At 70.7% G+C, this 18987-nt stretch carries 19 protein-coding genes; 6 read left to right on the forward strand and 13 right to left on the reverse strand.

Annotation, left to right across the window (positions count from 1 at the left end; all coding sequences use genetic code 11):
- The first annotated feature begins 16 nt into the window (after nt 1–16).
- Both KI388_RS00945 and KI388_RS00950 read left to right on the forward strand, forming a co-directional pair.
- Nucleotides 17–403, forward strand: a complete 387-nt coding sequence (locus KI388_RS00945; RefSeq protein WP_215087557.1) for a hypothetical protein — start codon at nt 17–19, stop codon at nt 401–403.
- 177 nt (nt 404–580) lie between these two features.
- On the forward strand, nt 581–1351 hold the full coding sequence (locus tag KI388_RS00950) for a CDP-alcohol phosphatidyltransferase family protein (RefSeq protein WP_215087558.1): 771 nt from the start codon (nt 581–583) through the stop codon (nt 1349–1351).
- Nucleotides 1352–1364: 13 nt separating this feature from the next.
- Here KI388_RS00950 and KI388_RS00955 read toward each other — a convergent pair whose 3' ends face one another.
- The 4 genes from KI388_RS00955 to KI388_RS00970 form a co-directional block, all read right to left on the reverse strand.
- Entirely contained in the window at nt 1365–2390 is a 1026-nt protein-coding gene (locus tag KI388_RS00955; protein WP_215087559.1) for a zinc-binding alcohol dehydrogenase, read from the reverse strand.
- 177 nt (nt 2391–2567) lie between these two features.
- Entirely contained in the window at nt 2568–3803 is a 1236-nt protein-coding gene (gene ftsZ, locus KI388_RS00960; protein WP_215087560.1) for a cell division protein FtsZ, read from the reverse strand.
- Nucleotides 3804–3807: 4 nt separating this feature from the next.
- Nucleotides 3808–3987 (reverse strand): ribbon-helix-helix domain-containing protein, encoded by a 180-nt coding sequence (locus KI388_RS00965; RefSeq protein WP_049906530.1) that lies wholly within the window; start codon nt 3985–3987, stop codon nt 3808–3810.
- Between the two features lie 215 nt (nt 3988–4202).
- Nucleotides 4203–4811 carry a zinc ribbon domain-containing protein gene (locus KI388_RS00970; RefSeq protein WP_215087561.1) on the reverse strand — a complete coding sequence of 203 codons (609 nt, stop codon included), beginning with the start codon at nt 4809–4811 and terminating at the stop codon, nt 4203–4205.
- A 159-nt stretch (nt 4812–4970) separates the two neighbouring features.
- Between KI388_RS00970 and KI388_RS00975 the strand changes: the two genes are divergently transcribed.
- From KI388_RS00975 to KI388_RS00985, 3 genes are read left to right on the forward strand one after another with little or no spacing between them, the layout of a single operon-like run.
- Nucleotides 4971–5405: a bZIP transcription factor gene (locus KI388_RS00975; protein ID WP_215087562.1), complete on the forward strand. Its 435-nt coding sequence runs from the start codon at nt 4971–4973 to the stop codon at nt 5403–5405.
- 18 nt (nt 5406–5423) lie between these two features.
- Nucleotides 5424–9005: a chromosome segregation protein SMC gene (gene smc, locus KI388_RS00980; RefSeq protein ID WP_215087563.1), complete on the forward strand. Its 3582-nt coding sequence runs from the start codon at nt 5424–5426 to the stop codon at nt 9003–9005.
- Nucleotides 8998–9978, forward strand: coding sequence for a ScpA family protein (locus KI388_RS00985; protein WP_215087564.1), 981 nt, complete (start codon nt 8998–9000; stop codon nt 9976–9978). Before smc ends, KI388_RS00985 begins: the two co-directional genes overlap by 8 nt.
- A 341-nt stretch (nt 9979–10319) precedes the next feature.
- Here KI388_RS00985 and mtnP read toward each other — a convergent pair whose 3' ends face one another.
- From mtnP to KI388_RS01005, 4 genes are all read right to left on the reverse strand, one after another.
- A complete protein-coding gene (mtnP, locus tag KI388_RS00990; protein WP_215087565.1) occupies nt 10320–11198 on the reverse strand; it encodes an S-methyl-5'-thioadenosine phosphorylase in 879 nt (292 codons plus the stop codon).
- A gap of 80 nt (nt 11199–11278) precedes the next feature.
- The gene (locus KI388_RS00995; protein WP_215087566.1) at nt 11279–12277 is read right to left on the reverse strand and encodes a putative sulfate exporter family transporter; all 999 of its coding nucleotides are present in this window, start codon (nt 12275–12277) and stop codon (nt 11279–11281) included.
- A complete protein-coding gene (locus tag KI388_RS01000; protein WP_215087567.1) occupies nt 12274–12426 on the reverse strand; it encodes a hypothetical protein in 153 nt (50 codons plus the stop codon). The genes KI388_RS00995 and KI388_RS01000 overlap by 4 nt, the downstream gene beginning before the upstream one ends.
- A gap of 54 nt (nt 12427–12480) precedes the next feature.
- Complete coding sequence (locus tag KI388_RS01005; RefSeq protein WP_215087568.1) at nt 12481–13896, reverse strand: FAD-dependent oxidoreductase; 1416 nt, start codon at nt 13894–13896, stop codon at nt 12481–12483.
- Nucleotides 13897–14111: 215 nt separating this feature from the next.
- Between KI388_RS01005 and KI388_RS01010 the strand changes: the two genes are divergently transcribed.
- On the forward strand, nt 14112–14921 hold the full coding sequence (locus KI388_RS01010; RefSeq protein WP_215087569.1) for a nucleoside phosphorylase: 810 nt from the start codon (nt 14112–14114) through the stop codon (nt 14919–14921).
- Nucleotides 14922–14937: 16 nt separating this feature from the next.
- Here KI388_RS01010 and KI388_RS01015 read toward each other — a convergent pair whose 3' ends face one another.
- The 5 genes from KI388_RS01015 to KI388_RS01035 form a co-directional block, all read right to left on the reverse strand.
- Complete coding sequence (locus KI388_RS01015; RefSeq protein WP_215087570.1) at nt 14938–15582, reverse strand: HD domain-containing protein; 645 nt, start codon at nt 15580–15582, stop codon at nt 14938–14940.
- A gap of 12 nt (nt 15583–15594) precedes the next feature.
- A complete protein-coding gene (locus KI388_RS01020; protein WP_215087571.1) occupies nt 15595–16290 on the reverse strand; it encodes a phosphoribosyltransferase in 696 nt (231 codons plus the stop codon).
- Nucleotides 16291–16385: 95 nt separating this feature from the next.
- A complete protein-coding gene (locus tag KI388_RS01025) occupies nt 16386–16994 on the reverse strand; it encodes a hypothetical protein (protein WP_215087572.1) in 609 nt (202 codons plus the stop codon).
- Nucleotides 16934–18430: a DUF58 domain-containing protein gene (locus tag KI388_RS01030; RefSeq protein ID WP_215087573.1), complete on the reverse strand. Its 1497-nt coding sequence runs from the start codon at nt 18428–18430 to the stop codon at nt 16934–16936. Before KI388_RS01030 ends, KI388_RS01025 begins: the two co-directional genes overlap by 61 nt.
- Nucleotides 18427–18981, reverse strand: coding sequence for a hypothetical protein (locus tag KI388_RS01035; RefSeq protein ID WP_215087574.1), 555 nt, complete (start codon nt 18979–18981; stop codon nt 18427–18429). The genes KI388_RS01030 and KI388_RS01035 overlap by 4 nt, the downstream gene beginning before the upstream one ends.
- Between the last annotated feature and the right edge of the window lie 6 nt (nt 18982–18987).

Below are 18987 nucleotides of genomic sequence, written 5' to 3' on the forward strand. Positions count from 1 at the left end.
AACCCATGTGTGTGTTATGGCAACGACCGAAACGCAGCAGTCGGCGGTCGACCTCGGCTCGCTGAACGGTCTCCACTGGATCGGCGTCGCCGCGGCCCTGGTCTCCGCGGCCGTCCACCTCCTCCTCGGCGTCAGGATGTTCCCCTCCCCGATGGGGATCAGCTTCGTCCTCGCGGGGCTCGGATTCGTCGGCGGCGTCGGCCTCCTCGCGATCGACTACCGCCGCCGGACGGTGTACGCGGTCGGGATCGCCTTCACGCTCGTCCAGATCGTCCTGTGGTACGTCGTCAACTTCTCCGGCGGCGCGAAGTCGTTCCCGGGCGACGTCGGGACGCTCGGCGCCGTCGACAAGGTCGCACAGGTCGCGCTGATCGCCGTCCTGATCGCCCTGCTCCGCCGCTGACCGTGTCGACGCAGACCCGCCGACCGCGGTGCGAGCCCGTCGCTCCGGGCGCCGCGGCGTCCGTCGCCCCCGGGCTACCCGCCGCCGCGCTGCCCGACGACGCGACCCCCGAGAGAGTCGTAAACGCGGTTCACCCCGTCGTAAACGCCGCCGAACCGGTGACTGGGGGTGGGTAGGATGGCGGAGACCCGTCAGCGACGCCCCGTCCGCGTCGGGGTCGGCGTCGCGCTTCCCATCGTCGCCGGGGTCGCGCTCGCGGCCCTCCTGTTCCGGCTGCTCCCCGCGGGCACGACGGGTCGCTGGGGGCTCTCGCCCGCCGTCGTCGCCGGCGTCTGCTGGGCCGGACAGCTCTGGTACGTCGGGTCCCGGCTCGGGCCGGGGCGCCCGACCGTCGGGTTCTGGCGCCGGCTGCTCGGGCTGGCGAACGCGCTCACGCTCGTCCGGGGGGCGCTGTACGTCGTCGTCGCCGGGTTCGCCGTCGTGCCGCCGGAGCCGACGCTCGTCTGGGTCCCGGCGCTGTGTTACGGGACCGGCGTCGCCCTCGACAACCTCGACGGCACCGTCGCCCGAACCGTCGGCCGCGAGACGGAGGCTGGCCGCCGGCTCGACATGGCGTTCGACACCTTCGGGTTCGTCGCCGCGCCGCTGGTGGCGGTGCTGTGGGGGCTGTTGCCGGTCTGGTACCTCTCTATCTCCGCCGCGCGGTACGTCTTCCGCGGGGCCGTGTGGCTGCGCCGCGTCCGCGGGCTCCCCGTCGGCGACCTCCCCGACAGCGACCTCGGGAAGTACCTCGCGGGCGTCCAGATGGTGTTCGTGACGGTCGCGCTCGTCCCGCCGGTTCCGACCGAACTCGTGTGGACCGTCGCGCCCCTCGTCCTCGCGCCGTCGCTCGCGGTGTTTACGCGCGACTACCTCGCCGTCAGCGGGCGGCTCCCCGACCGCCGGTGACCGCGGCGGCCGTTCACGAATACTCCAAGACCACCTGAACCGCCGCGTCGGACCCCGAGTCGAGCAGCTCGTACGCCTCGGCCGCGCCATCGAACGGGATCCGGTGGGTGATCAGATCGTCGGCGGGGATCCGGTCGAGCCGGTCGAGCGCCGCGTCCATGCGACGGTCGCGGTCCCAGCGCCCCCGGAGTTCGGGGCTGATCGTCGACACCTGACTGGAGACGATGTCGATGCGGTCCCGGTGGAACCGCCCGCCCAGTCCGATCGGGTCGCGTTTGGTCCCGTACCACGACCCGACGACGATCCGCGCGTCGTAGCCGACGACGCCGATGGCGTCGTCGAGCGCGCTCGGCTGGCCGGAGAGCTCGACCGCGAGGTCGGCGTCGTCGAGGGCGGCGTCCGAACCGGCGAGGTCGGCGTCGGCTACGTCGTCCAGCGCCGCCGGCGTCGTCGTCCGGTCAGCGCCGAACGCCGCGGCGAGGGTCCGACGGCGCTCGATCGGGTCGACCACGACGAGCGATTCCAGCGGGAACGCGGCCAGCAGTCGGGTGACGCAGAGCCCGATCACGCCGGCGCCGAACACCACGACCCGCTCTCCGAGCCGCGGCGCGGCGTCGAGGACGATGTTCGTCGCGGTCTCGACGGAGGGGAGGAGCGCCCCGACGGCCGGCGTCGTCCCCGGCGGGAGCGCGACCACCGACTCGGGGGTCGCGCGGAAGCTCGTCTGGTGCGGGACGAACGAGAACACCGACCGACCGACCCACTCCGGGTCGACGTCCGCCCCGACCTCGGTGACGACCCCGCTCGCGGCGTACCCGTACCGGAGGGGGTACGAGAGGTCGCCGTCGAGCGCGTCGAGCGCCTCGTCGGCCGGGAGGTCGTCCGGCGTCTGGTCGCGGTACACGAGCAGTTCCGTCCCGGCGCTTATGGCCGACGCCCGAGTGTCGACGAGCAGTTCGTCGGCGCCCGGCGGACCGACCGACGTCTCCCGCACTTCGACGGTCTCCGGGCCCGTGAAGTAGAGCGCGGCGTCGGTCATCGGGTCGCGAGTTCGTCCCGTTCGCTGACGGCGCCGGAGCGACGCGGCGACGCCCGGCCCGGCTGGTGGCGTGACACGTAGCGTCACACGGACCGCGTGATATTAAGTCCTCGCGCCAGGTCGACGCGGGACCGAGAAAAGCGATGTCGAAGCCGGACCGCGGCGGTCGCGGGAGGCCTAGCGGATGACGTCCAGCCCGTTGTTCTTCTCGATCGGCTCGCTACCGCCGTCGGACTCCCACGCGTTGCGCTCGGTGCCGCCGGAGACCGCCGCCTCGCCCCTGTCGCCGCGGCCGCCCGCGGCGTCGTTCGCCTCGGCCGCCCGCTGGCGCGAGTCGCCGAGGTCGTCGCCGTTGACCGCCGCCCGGGACTTGTCCGCCTGCTTCTGGGTCGAGGGGCCGAGCACCTGCGCGCTCTGGACGCCCGTCATGATCGCCATGACGCGCACCTTCCCCTTGTACTCCTCTTGGATGCGGGCGCCCCAGATCACGTTGGCGCTCGCCTCCAGCCGCTCGGTGATGTTGTTCGCGATCCCCTCGGCCTCCTTCAGCGTGAGGTCCGGGCCGCCAGTGATGTGGACGAGTCCGCCCGAGGCGCCGCGGTAGTCCACGTCGAGCAGCGGGTGGTTCATCGCGTCGTTGACCACCTCTTGGGTCTTGTTCTTGTCTTGCGTCTCGCCGACGAGCATGACCGCGACGCCGCCCTGGTCCATGATCGTCGACATGTCGGCGTAGTCGAGGTTGATGAGGCTCGGCTGGGTGATCGTCTCCGAGATCCCCTTGACCGTCTCCGCGATGATCTGGTCCATCACGGAGAACGCCTTCCCGATCGGCAGGTTCGGGACGTAATCGAGGAGCCGGTTGTTGTCGAGGACGATGATCGAGTCGGCCTCGTTGCGGAGGGTCTCTAACCCCTCCTCGGCTTTCACCGTGCGGGCGCGCTCGACGTTGAACGGCGTCGAGACCATCCCGACCACGATGGCGCCCTGCTCTTTGGCGATCTTCGAGACGACCGGCGCCGCGCCGGTGCCCGTGCCGCCGCCCATGCCGGCGGTGACGAAGACGAGGTCGGCGTCACCGAGCACCTCCTTTATCGTGCCCTGAGCCATCTCGGTGGCGCGCTCGCCCATCTTGGGGTCGCCGCCGGCGCCGAGCCCCTGCGTGAGCGACTTGCCCACGAGGATCTTGGTGTCGGCCTCGATCATCTTGAGGTGCTGTTTGTCCGTGTTGATGGCGACGGTGTCGGCGCCGTCGACGCCGATGTTGTACAGCCGGTTGACCGTGTTGTTCCCGGCGCCGCCGGCGCCGACGATGACGATCCGGGGGTCCCCGAACTCGTCGTCGTCCATGTCGACGTCCATGTCGCGCTTCTCCGCTTCCGCGTTGTCAAGGGCGTCCTGAACGAGATCTTGCATCAGTTTACACCTTCGCCCAGTTGCGGTTGCGGCCGCGCTCGTCGCGGTCGCCGTCCTGTTCGTTCAACATGTCGCGGACGGCCGACCGGATCGCCTCGCTCCGGTTCGGGAACTCGCCCGTCTCCACCATCTGTTCGACCTCGTCGATCTGCTGTTTCGGGATTCGTAGTGTCACACGCTCCATTGGTATTCCCCCGGTAAGACGGCGAACACGCGACGCGTGTGTCTTACAGTCCGGAACCGCCCGAATGCGGAGCGACACCCCGCGCCGGACGTCCGCTGTAAGACGACCGTCTTACGCAGTTGAAGTCATCGAGCCTACTAATATAAATCTACCGGTGGTTGTAAGACAATTCGCGACCCGTTGCCTCTCCGACGGGTCACGGCGTCAGACACCGGTCACCGGTCGTTCAACACGTCCGCAGCGGGGGTTCGGCGCCCGCAGCCGGGGCAGAACGCCCAGTCCGTCCGGATCTCGTCGCCGCACTCGCAGAACGCCCTGTGGGACTGCTTTTCCCCGCAGTTCGGGCAGTACACGTGGTCTGACGGCACGTTTTCGCCACATCCGCCGCAGACGTTCGCTCGCGTTTGCGCGCTCGGGCTCCCGTCCGTCTTACGCGTGTCCGGCTCCGGAGCGCCGGCCGTCTCGCGCGTCGCGCCGACGTCCGCCTCCGACTCGTCGAATTCGGCACTCGGAGCGTCGAGCGTGACGTTTACGTTGATGTCGCCGGCGCTTCCGGGCGACCGCGTCGGCGTCGCGGCGCCGCCCGTCGGACCCAACCGCTCGTCGAGGGCGGCGTCGAGCCGCTCCGCGATCAGCTCGTCGACCCGCTCCGCGAGGGCGTCGTCGACGCTCTCGGCGGGCGCGTCGGACGCGTCCGACGCGGCGGGGTCGTCCCCGTCGAGGTACGTCCGCAGCGCCTTCCGCATCACCTCGCTCTTCGAGGCGTCACACGCTTCCAGCCGGTCGACGAGCCCGTCGTCCGCCCGGAAGGTGATCTTGCTCATACCGAAAGAGTACCTCCGGTCGATACAAGTATCTTCCCCCTGCGTCCGACAAATATAATAAATATGAAATTTCCGGCCGAACGCGGCCGACCGTGGTATGTGGTCACACATGTGTCTGACGCAGATTTATACGCGTCGCGCGAGCACACACGGACATAAATGAGCAACCGCGTCGAGGACCTCGAACGGCAGGTCGCGGAGCTACAGGCGGCGGTCAACGGACTCACCGAAGAGCTCGTCGAGATGAAAGAGCGCGTCCGACAGCTGGAGGACGAACGCGCGGTCGCGGTCGAGGCGGACGCGGCCGACGCCGAGCGCCCGGCGGGCGAGTCCGACGGCCCCGCGGCCGAATCGGCGGCGGACGAGCCGGCGCCCGGCGGCGAGCGGACGACCCACTCCGACGACCACGTCGACGTCTTCGAGTCCGTCGAGGACCCGTCCGACGACGCGTCGACCGCGGCCGACGCGACCGAGGAAGCGGACGTCATCGTGCCCGAGCAGTCCGCGACGACGCCCGACGCGGAGACGGCGACGGACGAGGCCGACGACGACGAGACCGAGTCGAGCGAGGGCGACGACATCATCGTCGCGTGATCGGTCGCCTCCGACCACATGCACATTACTGAAGTCGTTCTGGACGGGTTCAAGAGCTTCGGGCGGACGACGAGGATCCCCTTCTACGAGGACTTCACCGTCGTCACCGGCCCGAACGGCTCCGGGAAGTCGAATATCATCGACGGCGTGCTGTTCGCGCTCGGGCTGGCCCGGACCCGCGGGATCCGCGCGAAGAAGCTCACCGACCTCATCTACAACCCCGGCCACGACGACGGCGAGGCCGCGGACGGCCCGAACGAGGCCTCGGTGACGGTCGTGCTCTCGAACGAGGACGGCACCCTCGACCGGTCGCAGGTCGTCTCCGCCGCGGGCACCGAGAACGTCGGTGACGTCTCGGAGATCACGATCAAACGCCGCGTGAAAGAGACCGAGGACAACTACTACTCGTACTACTACCTCAACGGTCGCTCGGTGAACCTCTCGGACGTTCAGGACCTGCTCGCGGCGGCGGGCGTCACGCCGGAGGGGTACAACGTGGTGATGCAAGGCGACGTCACCGAGATCATCAACATGACCCCCTACCAGCGGCGGGGGATAATCGACGAGATAGCGGGCGTCGCGGAGTTCGACGAGAAGAAGGAGGCCGCCTACGAGGAGCTAGACACCGTCGAAGACCGGATCGGCGAGGCGGACCTCCGGATCGGGGAGAAGGAGGACCGCCTCGATCAGCTCGCCGACGAGCGCGAGACCGCCCTCCAGTACCAGGACCTCCGCGAGGAGCTAGAGGAGTACCGCGGGTTCCGGAAGGCCTCGGAGCTAGAGGAGAAGCGCGAGTCGCTCGCGGCCGTCGAGGCGGACATCGACGAGGCGGAGGCGGACCTCGACGAGCTCCGGACCGAACTCGACGCCAGACAGGGGAAGCTCACCCGCTTGGAGGAGGATCTGGCGGATCTCAACCACGAGATAGAGACGAAAGGCGAAGAGGAACAGATCGAGATCCGCTCGGAGATAGAGGAGATCAAAGGCGAGGTCTCGCGGCTGGAGGACAAGATCGAGTCCGCGGAGTCGCGCGCCGAGTCGGCCGAGAACGACCGCCGACAGGCGTTCGTCCAGATCGATCGCAAGGAAGAGAAGATCGAGGAGCTGGAGGCGGAGATCCGCGAGACGAAAGTGGAGAAGGCGTCGGTGAAATCGGAGCTGGCGACGAAGCGCTCGGAGCTGGCGGACGTCGAGGCCGAAATCGAGGGCGCGGACACCGAGTTCGACGAGCTGAAGGCCGAGCTGTCGGAGAGGAAGGAGGAAATCGAGTCGCTCCGCGAGGAGAAAAACGAGACGCAACGCGAGAAGGACCGGCTGCTCGACGAGGCCCGCAGACGCTCGAACGCGGTGAGCGAGGCCCGCGAGAAGCTGGAGGCGGCCCGCGAGTCGCTCCCGGAGCACAAGGCGCGGATCTCCGAGCTGAAAGGCGAACTCGACAAAGCCGAGAAGAACGAGGCGACCATCGAGGACGCGGTCGCGGACCTGTTCGCGGAGAAGGCGGAGCAGGAGGAGCACCTCGAAGAGGTCGAGGCGACGCTCCGCGAGAAGCAGAACGAGTACGCCAAGCTGGAGGCGGCCGCCGACCAGCGCGGCGACGCCTCCTGGCCGCGGGCGGTCACCGAGGTGAAGAGCGGCGGCATCGACGGCGTCCACGGCGCGGTCGGAGAGCTGGCCTCGGTCGAGGCCCGGTACGCCGAGGCCTGCGAGACCGCCGCGGGCGGCCGGCTGGCGAACGTCGTCGTCGACGACGACGGCGTCGGTTCGACCTGTATCGACTACCTCAAGCGGCGCAACGCGGGGCGGGCGACGTTCCTCCCGATCACGGAGATGGACGACCGGAGCCTGCCGCGGAAGCCCTCCCTGCCGGGCGTCGTCGACTTCGCGCGGGACCTCGTCGACTACGACGCCGAGTACGAGTCGATCTTCTCGTACGTGCTCGGCTCGACGCTCGTCGTCGAGGACATGGCGACCGCCCGGGAGCTGATGGGCGACTACCGGATGGTCACCCTCGACGGCGACCTCGTCGAGAAGTCGGGCGCGATGACCGGCGGCTCCGGCGGCGGCTCCCGCTACTCGTTCACGAAGTCCGGCGGCGGGAAGCTCGAACGCCTCGCGACCGAGATATCCGACCTCGAGGACGAGCGGCAGTCGCTCCAGTCGGAGATCGACGCCCTCGACGACGACATCGAGGACGCCCGCGACCGCAAGGCCGACGCGGCCGAGCGCGTCCGGTCGCTGGAGGCGGACGTCGAGCGCGCCGAGGACGACCTCGCGGAGGCCGAGGATCGGATCGAGGAGTTGGAAGCCGAGCTGGAGGAGCTGGAGGCGGAACGCGAGTCGGTCGACGCGGAGATGACGGCGTTAGACGAGGAGTTGGCCGAGACCGACGCGGAGATCGACGAGCTCGCCGGCGAGATATCGGAGATCGAGGCCGAGCTGGCCGACTCGAAGATCCCCGAGCTCTCCGAGCGCGCCGACGAGATCCGCGCGGAGATAGACGATCTGGAGGGCCGGATGAGCTCGCTCGACGGCCGGGTCAACGAGCTGGAGCTGGAGAAGGGGTACGCCGAGGACGCGCTCGACGACCTCCACGACGACGTCGAGGAGGCCCAGAACGCGAAGGCGGACGCGGAGGAGGCGATCGCGGACCACGAGGCCGCAATCGAGGAGAGGGAGGCGGAGCTGGCGGCGAAGAAGGAGGCGATCGCGGACCTCGAAGAAGAGCTCACGGCGCTGAAGGAGGACCGCGAGGACCTCCGCGAGGAGATCCGCGAGGCGACCCAGCGGCGCGACGAGCAGCGGTCGCTCGTCTCCGAGGCCGAGTCCGACCTCTCGGAGCTCACCGACCGCCGCGACCGCTTGGAGTGGGAGATCGACGAGCTGGAGTCGCAGGTGGGCGCGTACGACGCCGACGAAATCCCCGACCTCGACGAGGTGGAGTCGCGGATCGAAGAGCTAGAGACCGAGATGGAGGCGCTCGAACCGGTGAACATGCTCGCCATCGACGAGTACGACGAGGTGCAGGAGGCGCTGGCGGAGATCCAACAGCGCCGCGACGTGCTCGTCGAGGAGCGCGACGCCATCGAGGAGCGCATCGAGGGGTACGAGGCGGCGAAGAAGGAGACGTTCATGGAGACGTTCGACTCGATCAACGACCACTTCGAGGACATCTTCGCACGGCTCTCGGCCGGGAGCGGCGAACTCGTCTTGGAGAACCCCGAGGACCCGTTCGAGGAGGGGCTGACGATGAAGGCGCAGCCCGCGGACAAGCCGGTCCAGCGGCTCGACGCGATGAGCGGCGGCGAGAAGTCGCTCACCGCCCTCTCCTTCATCTTCGCCGTCCAGCGGCACAACCCCGCGCCGTTCTACGCCTTAGACGAGATCGACGCGTTCCTCGACGCGGTCAACGCCGAGCGCGTCGGGGAGATGATAGAGGAGCTGGCCGAGGAGGCGCAGTTCGTCGTCGTCGGGCACCGCTCGGCGCTGCTGGAGCGCTCGGACCGCGCCATCGGCGTCACGATGCAGGGCGACAACCTCTCGGCGGTCACCGGCATGCAGTTCGGGGACGACGCCGACGAGGAGGTGAGCGCGGATGACTGAGGAGGGCGGTGACCGGGGGTCGAGCGCCGACGCCGACGGCGGCGTCCCCGACCTCGACCTGACGAGCGAGCGCGACGGCGCGGACCCGTTCGGCGGCGGCTCGTCGTCCGACGACGACCCGGACTCGACCGCCGACTCCGGTCCGGAGGTGGCCGGCGTCTCACCGCCCGACGAGACCGACGACGACGAGGTCGAGCCGGTCGAGCTCCTCGTCCAACTCGCGGAGGAGGGCGAGATCGAGCCGTGGGACATCGACATCGTACAGGTGACGGACACCTTCTTAGAGAAGCTCGACGAGACGGACCTCCGGACGACCGGACGGGCGCTGTTCTACGCCAGCGTCTTACTCCGGATGAAGAGCGACGGCATGCTGGCGGACGACGACGACGAGGAGCCGGAGCCGGAGCCGTGGGAGGTCGCGATGGAGGGCGGCGCGCCCGACCCGGCCGCCGACGGGTTCGACCCGGTCGACAAGCTGGAAGAAGAGATCGACCGCCGGCTCGACCGCAAGAACACCCGCGGGTCGCCGGAGACGCTCGACGAACTGGTCCGCGAGCTGCGCGAGGCCGAGCGCGGCTCGTGGTGGAAGGAGTCCCGCGAGTACGACACCGCGGAGTCGCCGCACGGCCACGCCCGCGGCACGCAGACGCTCGACTACCACGCCGGCGACGAGTTCCGGCAGGACGGGGAGCCGACCGCGGGCGACGCGACCGACCGCACCCACGACGAGGACATCGAGGAGGTGATCGTGGAGATCGACAACGCCCTCCGGAGCCACTTCGATCGGGGGCGCACGGAGGTGCTGTTCGCGGAGATCGAGACCGCGGGCGGCCGCCCGTTCATGACGTACCTCGCGCTGCTTTTCATGGCGCACCGCGGCTCGGTCCGACTCCAGCAGGACGACCTGTTCGGCGACCTGTGGGTGAAAGACCCGGCGGCGATGACCGGCGAGTCGGAAGCGATCGCGGACTAGTGCGTTTACGACTTCGTCACCGGTTCTGAGGTCATTGTCGCTCGCTTATAAATAGCTGATTGCGGATCGACGGAGAACACCTCCAAAGCCCCAGTCCTGAGGTCGCCGTACGCTCGCTGCGCTCCTCAGTCGCTCGCGCTGCTCGCTCCCTGCGGTGCTTACGTCGCCTACGGCGACCTCACGACTGCCCCTTTGAGCCCCTCCCCGCACCGCTCCGCACCGCACCTCTCACCTCCCCAGCCTCGTCAGTCGCCTCCGCTTCGCTCCGGCGACTGACTCCCTCGCGCGTGCGGTTCGCAGCCTGTCGGCCGCTCACCGGCACGCGCCACCGCAGTTGGTGTTTATAAGTAGTCGCCCAGCAGCGGCTCGACGCGCGCTTTCGTCGCCTCGGGGATCGCCTCGGTCGGCGTGTTGACGGTGCCTTCGAGCGCGGTGTGCGCGTCGCACTCCAGATCCTCGGGAAGCGATCGCACGGCCTCCTCGACGGCGGCCTTGATCGCTTTCTGGTTCTGCTCGGCGTTTTCGAGCACCTCTTCGAGCGTCACCTCGCTGTCTTCCTTCCAGACGTCGTAGTCGGTGACGCCGGCGATCGTCGCGTACGCGATCTCGGCCTCCCGGGCCAGTTTCGCCTCCGGGATCGCGGTCATGCCGACGAGGTCCCAGCCCTGACTCTTGTAGAACTCCGACTCCGCGCGCGTCGAGTACTGCGGCCCCTCGATACAGACGTAGGTGCCGCCCTTGACGACGTTCGTGCCGTCGTCGCCCTCGCCGCCGACGGCCGACTCCGCGGCCTCGGTGAGGTGGTCGACGAGTTCGGGGCTGTACGGGTCCGCGAACGGCTGGTGGACGACGACGCCGTCGCCGTAGAAGGAGAGGTCGCGGCCCTTCGTCCGGTCGTAGATCTGGTCGGGGACGACCAGCGTCCCCGGCTCCAGTTCCTCCTTCAGGCTCCCCACCGCGTTCGACGCGAAGATGTGCGTGACGCCGGCCTGCTTCAGCGCGTACATGTTCGCGCGGTACGGGAGGTCGGTCGGAGAGACGCCGTGTTCCGAGCCGTGGCGCGGCAGGAACGCCACCTCGCGACCGGTGTCACCGAACTCCCCGACCGTCACCGCGTCGCTCGGCTCCCCGTACGGGGTGTCGAACTCGACCTCCCGCACGTCGTTCAGGGGGAGCGCCTCGTAGATGCCGCTGCCGCCGATGAATCCGATGGTTCCCATACCCGAACTGTGCCCGCTCGCTACTTATATGGCGTGAACCCGCGTCGCCACACGGCGAGCCGGTGTGCGCCCGACGCATTTCAAAGCAGCCAGCGCACCGCCGCGAGCGCGACCGCGCTCACGACGAGCAGGTGGACCAGCACCGCGCCGACGGGCGCGGCCCCCACCGCGCGCATGTCGTCGACCCGGATCGAGAGCCCGAGACCGACGAACGCCAGCGCGAACAGCGCGTCCGAGACGCGGCCGAGAGAGTCGAGCGCGGCCGGCGAGAGCAGCCCCCCGTTGGCGACCGCCGCGACGATCAGGAACCCGAGCAGGAACTTCGGGAACTCCGCCCAGAGCCGTCGGACGCCCGGGTCGGCGGCCGACCGCGCCGTGTACGCCAGCGAGTACGCGACCGCGACGCCGCCCAGAAGCGAGTTGCGCGCCAGTTTCGTCACGGTCGCCCACTGGCCGGCCTCGGGCGAGTAGGCGAACCCCGCGGCCGCGACGGGCCCGGTCGAGAACATGCTCACGCCCGCCCAGACGCCGAACTGCCGACCGGTGAGCCCGAGCCACTCGCCCGCCAGCGGGAACGCGACGAGCGTCGCGGCGTCGAACAGCAGTATCGTCGCGGCCGCGAAGGTGATCGCGGCGCCCCGGGCGTCCAGCACCCTCCCGATCGCGACGACCGCGGAGACGCCGCAGATGCTCGCGCCGGCCGCGAGAAGCGACGAGGTAGGCGATCCGATCCGGAAGAGGCCGCGCGCGACGACCTCCGCGAACAGGAGTCCACCCGCGACGAACGCCACCACTAATCCGAGGACGGTCGGTCCCGCGGCGAGGAACTCCTCGACCGCGACCGCGGCGCCGAGCAGCACGATGCCGGTCTCCAAGAACAGTTTGTCGACGCCGACGCCCGGCTCCGCGACCTCGGGAACCCCGACCGTGTTCCCGACGACCACCCCGATCGCGACGGCGACGACGAGGGGTTGGAGGCCGGAAACCGCGTCCGCGAGGAGCGTCGCGGCGAGGGCGCCGCCCGCGAGCAGCGCGAGGCCGGGCAGGTACGCTCGGACCGCCTCGAGAGCCCCCGTCACAGCGCCTGTCCGGCGACGTGGGCGGCGACGATTCCGAGGCCCAGCGCGAGCGCCTGCCAGCCGCGGTCGAGCGCGGTCCAGCGGTCGACGACCCCGGCGTCGCCCGCCGAGCCGTCCGATTCCGCTCCCTCGTCGCCGGTCGATGCCATGGGGGCGAGTCCGCCGGGGCGCTACTTACGCGTGTCGCTCGCGCCCGGTTCCGATCAGTCGTCGGCCTCGGCCGCGACCTCGTCGCCCGCGTCCGCGTCGGGCGCCGCCGTCTTGTCGTCGGCCTCCTCCCCGTCGTCGAGTCGCGGGAAGTTCTCGATGGTCGCGTCGCGGAAGGCGGCCTCGTCGAACTCGTAGTCCTCCTCGAAGAAGCCGAGGACGGTCTTGACGTCGGTCATCGCGTTCTTCAGCGCGGTCGACGCGCCCGGCGAGGGCGTGATGTTGAAGAGGATGCCGTCCTCGGTGATCTTCGCTTCGCCCATGTCTAACTCCTTGTTCTCGGTGTCGACGATCTGGGGGCGCACGCCGCCGTACCCCTTCGCCCGGTCGATGTCGTCGACGTCGACGCTCGGGACGACCTTCTGGACATCCGGCAGGAACGCGCGCTTGCCGACCACCGGGAGGTCGTACACGAGGTTGCGAACGACGTACGGGAAGAGGATCCTGTCCGAGAGGATGTTGACGTAGCTCAGCACGGAGTCGGGGTTGAAGCCGAACACGTCGACGAAGTCGCTCACCGTCGAGAGGTGGCCGCGTTCGAGCGCGGGCACGAGCTTCGCGGTCGGGCCGAACCGGGTGATCTCGTCGTCGTGGACGTCGGCGTCGCCGTGGACCGCCGCGAACGGGAGCTTCTTCATCTGTAACGTGTACACCTTCCCGTTCAGCAGGTCGTCAGCGAGGAAGAAGCTCCCCGCGACCGGCAAAAGCGACATCCCCTCGCCGTACCCCATCTCCTTGGCGAACTGGAGGCTGTGCGAGCCGGCCGCGACGACGACCGCCTCGGCGTCGAACTCGCCGTCGTCCGTCTCGACGCGGAAGCCGTCGCCCCGCTCGTCCACGTTCGTCACGGTCGTCCCGAGGTGGACGGCGACGCCCTCCTCCTCGCGGGCGGCGTCGACGAACGACTCCGCGACCGCGCCGTAGTCGACCACGTAGCCGTCGGGCGTCTGGAGCGCCTTGAGCTCGGTGTCGGGGTCGCGCCCCTCGACGACCTTCGGCTCCAGTTCCGCGATCGCCTCGCGGCCGATCTCCCGGAGCTTCGGGAACAGGTCGCCGAACCCGTTCTCGCGGTAGCGCTCCTCCAGCTTGGCGACCTCCTCGCCCCCGACGCCCAGCACCATCTTGCTCCGCTTGCTGTGCATCTCGCGGTCGGGGTCCTCCCCTTCGAGGTAGCCGGCGAGCAGCTCCGCGCCCTCCTTGACCTCCTCGGCCTTTTCGAGGGTGTAGTTCGTCTCGATGTCCCCGAAGTGGAGGGTCTGCGAGTTGTTCGTCCGGTGAGTGTTGATCGCGGCGATATCCCGCTCCTTCTCGATCAGCGTGACGTCGTCGACGTCGGTGAACTTCGCGACCGTGTACAGCAGCGACGCCCCGCTTATCCCCCCGCCGATGATTACGAGATCGGTGTCAGACATGCGTGGTGAAAGCTCACCTCACGCGACACGCTCCCCCGTTAACCATTTTACCATCCGTCCGCGAAATCGAGCGGTAGAGCGCCTACGAACGTCGACTAGCAATACGACGATCGTCGAATACCTTGCCGGTCACGAACGCGTCCGCCGTCGGCCGCTCGCGTCGGAGCCGTCGAGCGACCGCAACGTCCTTTCCTGTTCCCGCGAACACCGGTCGTATGACCGATCCGTCCGACTCGGACGCGTCGCCGCTCTTCGAGGCGAAGGCGTTCGAGGAGCCGTCCGTCTTCGAACCGGCGGCGCTCATGGAGAACGCCCGCCGGCAGAAGGACCTCCCGGAGCGCTCGGTTCCGGACGTCTGCGTCCTCGACCCGGACGGAGACGTCGTCCGCCAGCTGGCGGCCACGGGCGCGGCGCAAAAAGACGAGACGTGGCCCGGCTATCACACCGACCTCTACCGCTTCGAGCGAGCCGGCGAGGAGTTCGGGATCGTGGGGTGCGCCGTCGGGGCGTCGTTCGCGGTCCTCGTCGCGGAGCAGCTGTTCGCCGCCGGCTGCGAGTTCCTCGTGAGCGTCACCTCCTCGGGACAGATCGTCTCGAAGGACGACCCGCCCTACTTCGTGCTCGTCGAGCGCGCGCTTCGCGACGAGGGGACGAGTCACCACTACCGGTCGGCGGGCCGCTACGCCAGCCTCGACCCCGACCTCCGGGAGTCGGTTGAGCGCGCGTGCGAAGCGGTGTCGCGTCCGGTTTTCGCGGGCGCGACGTGGACGACCGACGCGCCCTTCCGCGAGACGGAGGCCGCGATCGAGCGCGCCCGGTCCGAGGGGATCCTCGCCGTCGAGATGGAGGCGGCGGCGCTGTACGCGTTCGCCGACGTCCGAGACCGGCCGGTCGTCTGCTTCGCGCACGTGACGAACCAGATGGGGCAGACCGAGGAGGACTTCGAGAAGGGGGACGCGGACGGCGCCCGCGACGCGTTGGAAGTGATCGACGCCGCCGCGGTCGCCTGGCGGGCATCGAACTGACCTCACGCCCCGTCTCTCACGTCCCGTCCCGCGCGGCCCGGTACCGCTCGCGGACCGCCGCGAACAGCCCTCGGCCGGCCTCGGTCCGCAAGCGGGGCTCGGCCGTCGCGAAGAACTCGTCGAGGTCGTCGTACTCGCGGAACGCGTCGGGCTCGCCCCGCTCCGGCTCGTACCGGTCGTCCCGCTCGTAGATCACGGCCTGGAGGCAGGTGTCGAGCAGGTCACACTCCTTGACGAGGACCGCTTCCGGCGAGTCGCGGGCCTCGTACGCCTCCCACGCGTCGCGGACGCGCTCGGGGAGGGGCCCGGCGAGGTCCGCCATCGCCCCGCGCTCCGCCGCGACCTTCGCCTCGCGGTCCACCGCGTCCGCGGTCGAGTCGGCGCGCGTCGCGACGTCGCCGGTCTCGGCCTCCGCGACGTCATGGACCACGGCGAGCCGGAGCGCGCGGTCGAGGTCGACGCCCGGGAGGTCGGCGGCCAGCCGGTCGCCCAGCGAGGCGACGAGGTACGCGACCCCCCACGAGTGGGCGGCGACCGACTCCGGCTCCTCGACCCCGCGGAGCTGCCAGCCGGTGCGCCGCTCGTCTTTGAGTTCGTAGGCGGCGAGGACGGCGTTGAGCGCCGCGTCGCGGTCGTCGTCGTTGCGCGGTTCCTCCTCCATCACTCCGGCCCGCTACTCGGCGAGCGCCCAGGTCTCCTCGCCGACGGGCACCGCGACGTCCCGGCGGACCATCTCGTCGATGACCTCGTCGAGGCGGTCGGGCTGGGCCACCTCCATCTCGATGCGCCCGACGCCGTGGAACTCCTCTAAGTAGTGGCGCAGGTCCTCCCGGGAGAACGCGGACTCGTCGGCGCGCTCCATCGCGCCTTCGGTGAGGTCGACCATGTCCTCGAGGAAGTTCCACGGGTAGACGACCCACGTCCACTGCTCCAGTCGCTCGCCCACGAAGTCCGGCTGGAACTCGGAGGTGCCGAGAAGCTGGAGCGTCGCGGTGCGGACCTCGGCGGCGTCCCGCTCGTCGACGTACTCCTCTGCGCGGCGGATCGACCCGCCGGTGTCCGCGATGTCGTCGATGATGAGGACGTTTTTCCCCTCCACGCTCCCCTCCGGCATCGGGTAGCGGATCTGCGGCTCGCCGCTCTTCTCCGCGGTCCCGACGTAGTGTTCCATCTTGAGGCTGGTGAGGTCGTTGAGCCCGAGGAAGTCGCAGACGCACCGCCCCGCGAACCAGCCGCCGCGGGCCAAGGCGACGATCACGTCCGGCTCGAAGTCGGCCCGCTTCACCGCGTCGGAGACGTTGCGGCAGAGCCCGTAGATGTACTCCCAGTTGGTGAGCGTGCAGTCGAAGTCGTCCGGGAGGTCGCTCATACGAGCGTACCTGCCGTCCGCGCGGTGATAAGGGTTTAGCTCCGCGGGCGAGGCGCCCGCGACCCGACCGACACCGCCGGTCTCGCCGCCCGCGCTCACCGGAGCGCCGAGGTCAACGCGATGCCGCCCGCGAGCAGCAGCGCGAGCGCGGCCACCGGCTGCCCGCCGCCGACCGCGAGGGTGACCCCGTAGACGAGACCCGCCGCGAGCGCGCCGACGAGCAGGCTCGCCCCCGCGTGGACCGCGACGTTCCGGCGGACCCGCGCGCCCCGGCCGACCTGCTCGCCCAGGCCGACGCCGTGGTCCGCGACGTCCCACGCGACCGCCAGCCCGACGCCGGCGACGAGCAGCGCCTCGACCGGCGCGCCGCGGTATCCCGCGACTCCGACCCCGACCACGCCGACGGCGGCGCCCCACGTCAGGACCCGCGTCGACCCCCGGAGCCCGCCGCCGAGGAACCCGAGCGCGGCGACCCCGAGCAGCGCGCCGCCGAGCGGACTCGCGACGGCCCCGGCGGTCGCCGCGACCCCCGCGGCCGCGAGGCTCGCGACGACCGCGACCGTCGGGGGCCGGGCGTCGACCTCGTGGAAGTCGGCGCTCGGGTCGTCGTCCGCGCCGCGTTCTCCAGCGCCGCCCGCGCCGCTCATCGCGACCACCGCCTCGTCGCGGCCGCGACCGCGACCGGGAAGGAGTCGTCCCGCCACTCCAGCGCGCGGATCCCGGCCGACCGGAGCGTCCGCAGCCGCTGGCGACGCTCGAACGCGGTCAGCCGCTCTCCGGTCGTTTCGGTCGCAGTGGGGTCCGGCGAGAGGACGGTCACGAGGTGGCCGTGCGCGTCGATCCGGCGCGCGAGCGACGCCGCGGCGTCGTCGACGAGGGGGGTGAAGAACAACACCTGCGCGTCGCCGGGGAGCCGCCGCCGGAACCGCCGGAACCACAGCGACCGGTAGAACCGCTCGCCGCTCGGGGTCGGCGCCAGCGCCGGGTCGGTGGCCAGCGTCTCGCGCCCGCGGGCCGCGTGGACGCTCCCGCTGCCGGGCGGGAGCCAGCAGTCCAGCGGCGACAGCGCCGCGATCCCGACCCGGTCGCCGCCCGTCAAGAGCGCCGAGAACGCCTGTCCGGCGGCCGCGACGCTCGCCTCCACCGCCGTCTCGGCGTCCGGGTCGGGAGCGACGTACGCGGACTCGCGGGCGTCGACGAGCAGCACGACGGTGGCGGAGCGCTCCTCGCGTAGCTCGACGGTCGACAGCTCCCCGGTGCGCGCCCGCCGGTTCCAGTCGACGCGTTTGAGTGGGTCGCCGCGGCGGTACTCCCGGGTCGCGTGGAACTCGACGCCGGCCCCGCCCACGTCCGTCGGCACCCGGCCGTGGTGGACGGTCGTCAGCCCGCGCAGGGGGAGATCGCCGCCGGCCGAAAGCTCCGGGGTACAGGCGATCGCCGTCGCCGCGTCGAGGGCCGTCGTGCGCTCCCGAGCGCCGGCGGCGTCGCGCGTGATCGCGGTCAGCGGCTCCCACTCGTGGTCGCCGCGCGCCGCGCGAACCGTGTACTCGAACGTCACCGCCGCTCCCGGTCGCAGCGCGGTCGCGACCCGGGCCGGGCCGTCGACGACCGCCAGCCCCGGCGGGACGCCGTCGACGAGCCGGAGGTCCGGGAGCGCGGCCTCCCCGACGTTCTCCGCGCGAACGGTGACCCGGACCTCGTCGCCGGGCGCCGGCGCCGCCTCGCTCACGGACCGGGTCACCGCGAACGTCGGCGTCGGCGCGTCTCCCGCCCGGGCGTACACGGCGTACCCGACCCCGACCGCGCCGGCGAGCACCAGCGACGGCTCGCGGACGACCACGCCCAGACCGACGAGCGCCAGCGCCGCGCCCGCGACCCCGAGCCACCGCTCCGTCTCGACCTCTCGTCGGCGCTCCCGGTCGGTCGGGGTCTCGGTCGATGCGGTCGTATCGTCCTCCCGTTCGGGCGACGCCGTCGCGGTCGTATCGTCCTCCCGTTCGGGCGACGCCGTCGCGGTCGTATCGTCCTCCCGTTCGGCCGACGCCGTCGCGGTCGTATCGTCCTCCCGTTCGGCCGCGTCGCTTTCGCTATCGGTCGAATCGGCCGACCCGGGCGTGGTCTCCGCCCGCGAGTCGCTCACGCCCCACCCCCGGACTCGGTCCGGTCGACCTCGTCTATCGCCGCCCGCAGCCCGTACCAGTAGCGCGACCGCCCCCGGACCGCGGCCGACAGGCGGACTCGGACGGGGTACCCGCCCCGCGCGCCGAGGAACGCGGCGGCGACGGGGTCGTCCGTCCACGTCCCGTCGTCGACGGCCGCCTCGGCCGCCTCCCGCGAGCAGTTGCGGTCGCGGGTGACGACGTCGACCACGGCTTCCCGGACCCGGTTGCGGAGGTCCCGGCGGTCCCGGTACCCGCCCGGGTCCGTGCCGGCGACCCGAGCGATCCGCTCGTCGAGGGCCGCGCCGGGCACCGCGGCCGGCGCGCGGCGCTCCGGCTCTCCGGGGTCGGCCGGGAGCCGCCGCCGGTCTCGGCGCGCGTTCGCGTATCGGACCCCCTGAACCACGCCGAGCACGCCGATCAGCGTGACGACGGTCGACGTCGGGGAGACCGCCGCCGCCACGCCGCGGTCGAGCGCCGCGAGGAACCCGACGGCGACCGCCGCCACCCCCGCGACGACCAGAGGGCGCACTACCGG

The sequence above is a fragment of the Halorubrum sp. 2020YC2 genome, assembly GCF_018623055.1.
Lineage (GTDB): Archaea > Halobacteriota > Halobacteria > Halobacteriales > Haloferacaceae > Halorubrum.

Bases quoted from the DNA above. Each gene is read 5' to 3' on its own strand.
- KI388_RS01020 (WP_215087571.1), bottom strand. From the start codon at position 16,290: ATGAGCGACCTCCCGGACGACTTCGACTGCACGCTCACCAACTGGGAG.
- KI388_RS00965 (WP_049906530.1), bottom strand. From the start codon at position 3,987: ATGGAGCGTGTGACACTACGAATCCCGAAACAGCAGATCGACGAGGTC.
- KI388_RS00970 (WP_215087561.1), bottom strand. From the start codon at position 4,811: ATGAGCAAGATCACCTTCCGGGCGGACGACGGGCTCGTCGACCGGCTG.
- mtnP (WP_215087565.1), bottom strand. From the start codon at position 11,198: ATGGGAACCATCGGATTCATCGGCGGCAGCGGCATCTACGAGGCGCTC.
- smc (WP_215087563.1), top strand. From the start codon at position 5,424: ATGCACATTACTGAAGTCGTTCTGGACGGGTTCAAGAGCTTCGGGCGG.
- KI388_RS01000 (WP_215087567.1), bottom strand. From the start codon at position 12,426: ATGGCATCGACCGGCGACGAGGGAGCGGAATCGGACGGCTCGGCGGGC.
- KI388_RS01005 (WP_215087568.1), bottom strand. From the start codon at position 13,896: ATGTCTGACACCGATCTCGTAATCATCGGCGGGGGGATAAGCGGGGCG.
- KI388_RS00945 (WP_215087557.1), top strand. From the start codon at position 17: ATGGCAACGACCGAAACGCAGCAGTCGGCGGTCGACCTCGGCTCGCTG.
- KI388_RS00955 (WP_215087559.1), bottom strand. From the start codon at position 2,390: ATGACCGACGCCGCGCTCTACTTCACGGGCCCGGAGACCGTCGAAGTG.
- KI388_RS00975 (WP_215087562.1), top strand. From the start codon at position 4,971: ATGAGCAACCGCGTCGAGGACCTCGAACGGCAGGTCGCGGAGCTACAG.
- KI388_RS01015 (WP_215087570.1), bottom strand. From the start codon at position 15,582: ATGGAGGAGGAACCGCGCAACGACGACGACCGCGACGCGGCGCTCAAC.
- KI388_RS00985 (WP_215087564.1), top strand. From the start codon at position 8,998: ATGACTGAGGAGGGCGGTGACCGGGGGTCGAGCGCCGACGCCGACGGC.
- KI388_RS01010 (WP_215087569.1), top strand. From the start codon at position 14,112: ATGACCGATCCGTCCGACTCGGACGCGTCGCCGCTCTTCGAGGCGAAG.
- KI388_RS00950 (WP_215087558.1), top strand. From the start codon at position 581: ATGGCGGAGACCCGTCAGCGACGCCCCGTCCGCGTCGGGGTCGGCGTC.
- ftsZ (WP_215087560.1), bottom strand. From the start codon at position 3,803: ATGCAAGATCTCGTTCAGGACGCCCTTGACAACGCGGAAGCGGAGAAG.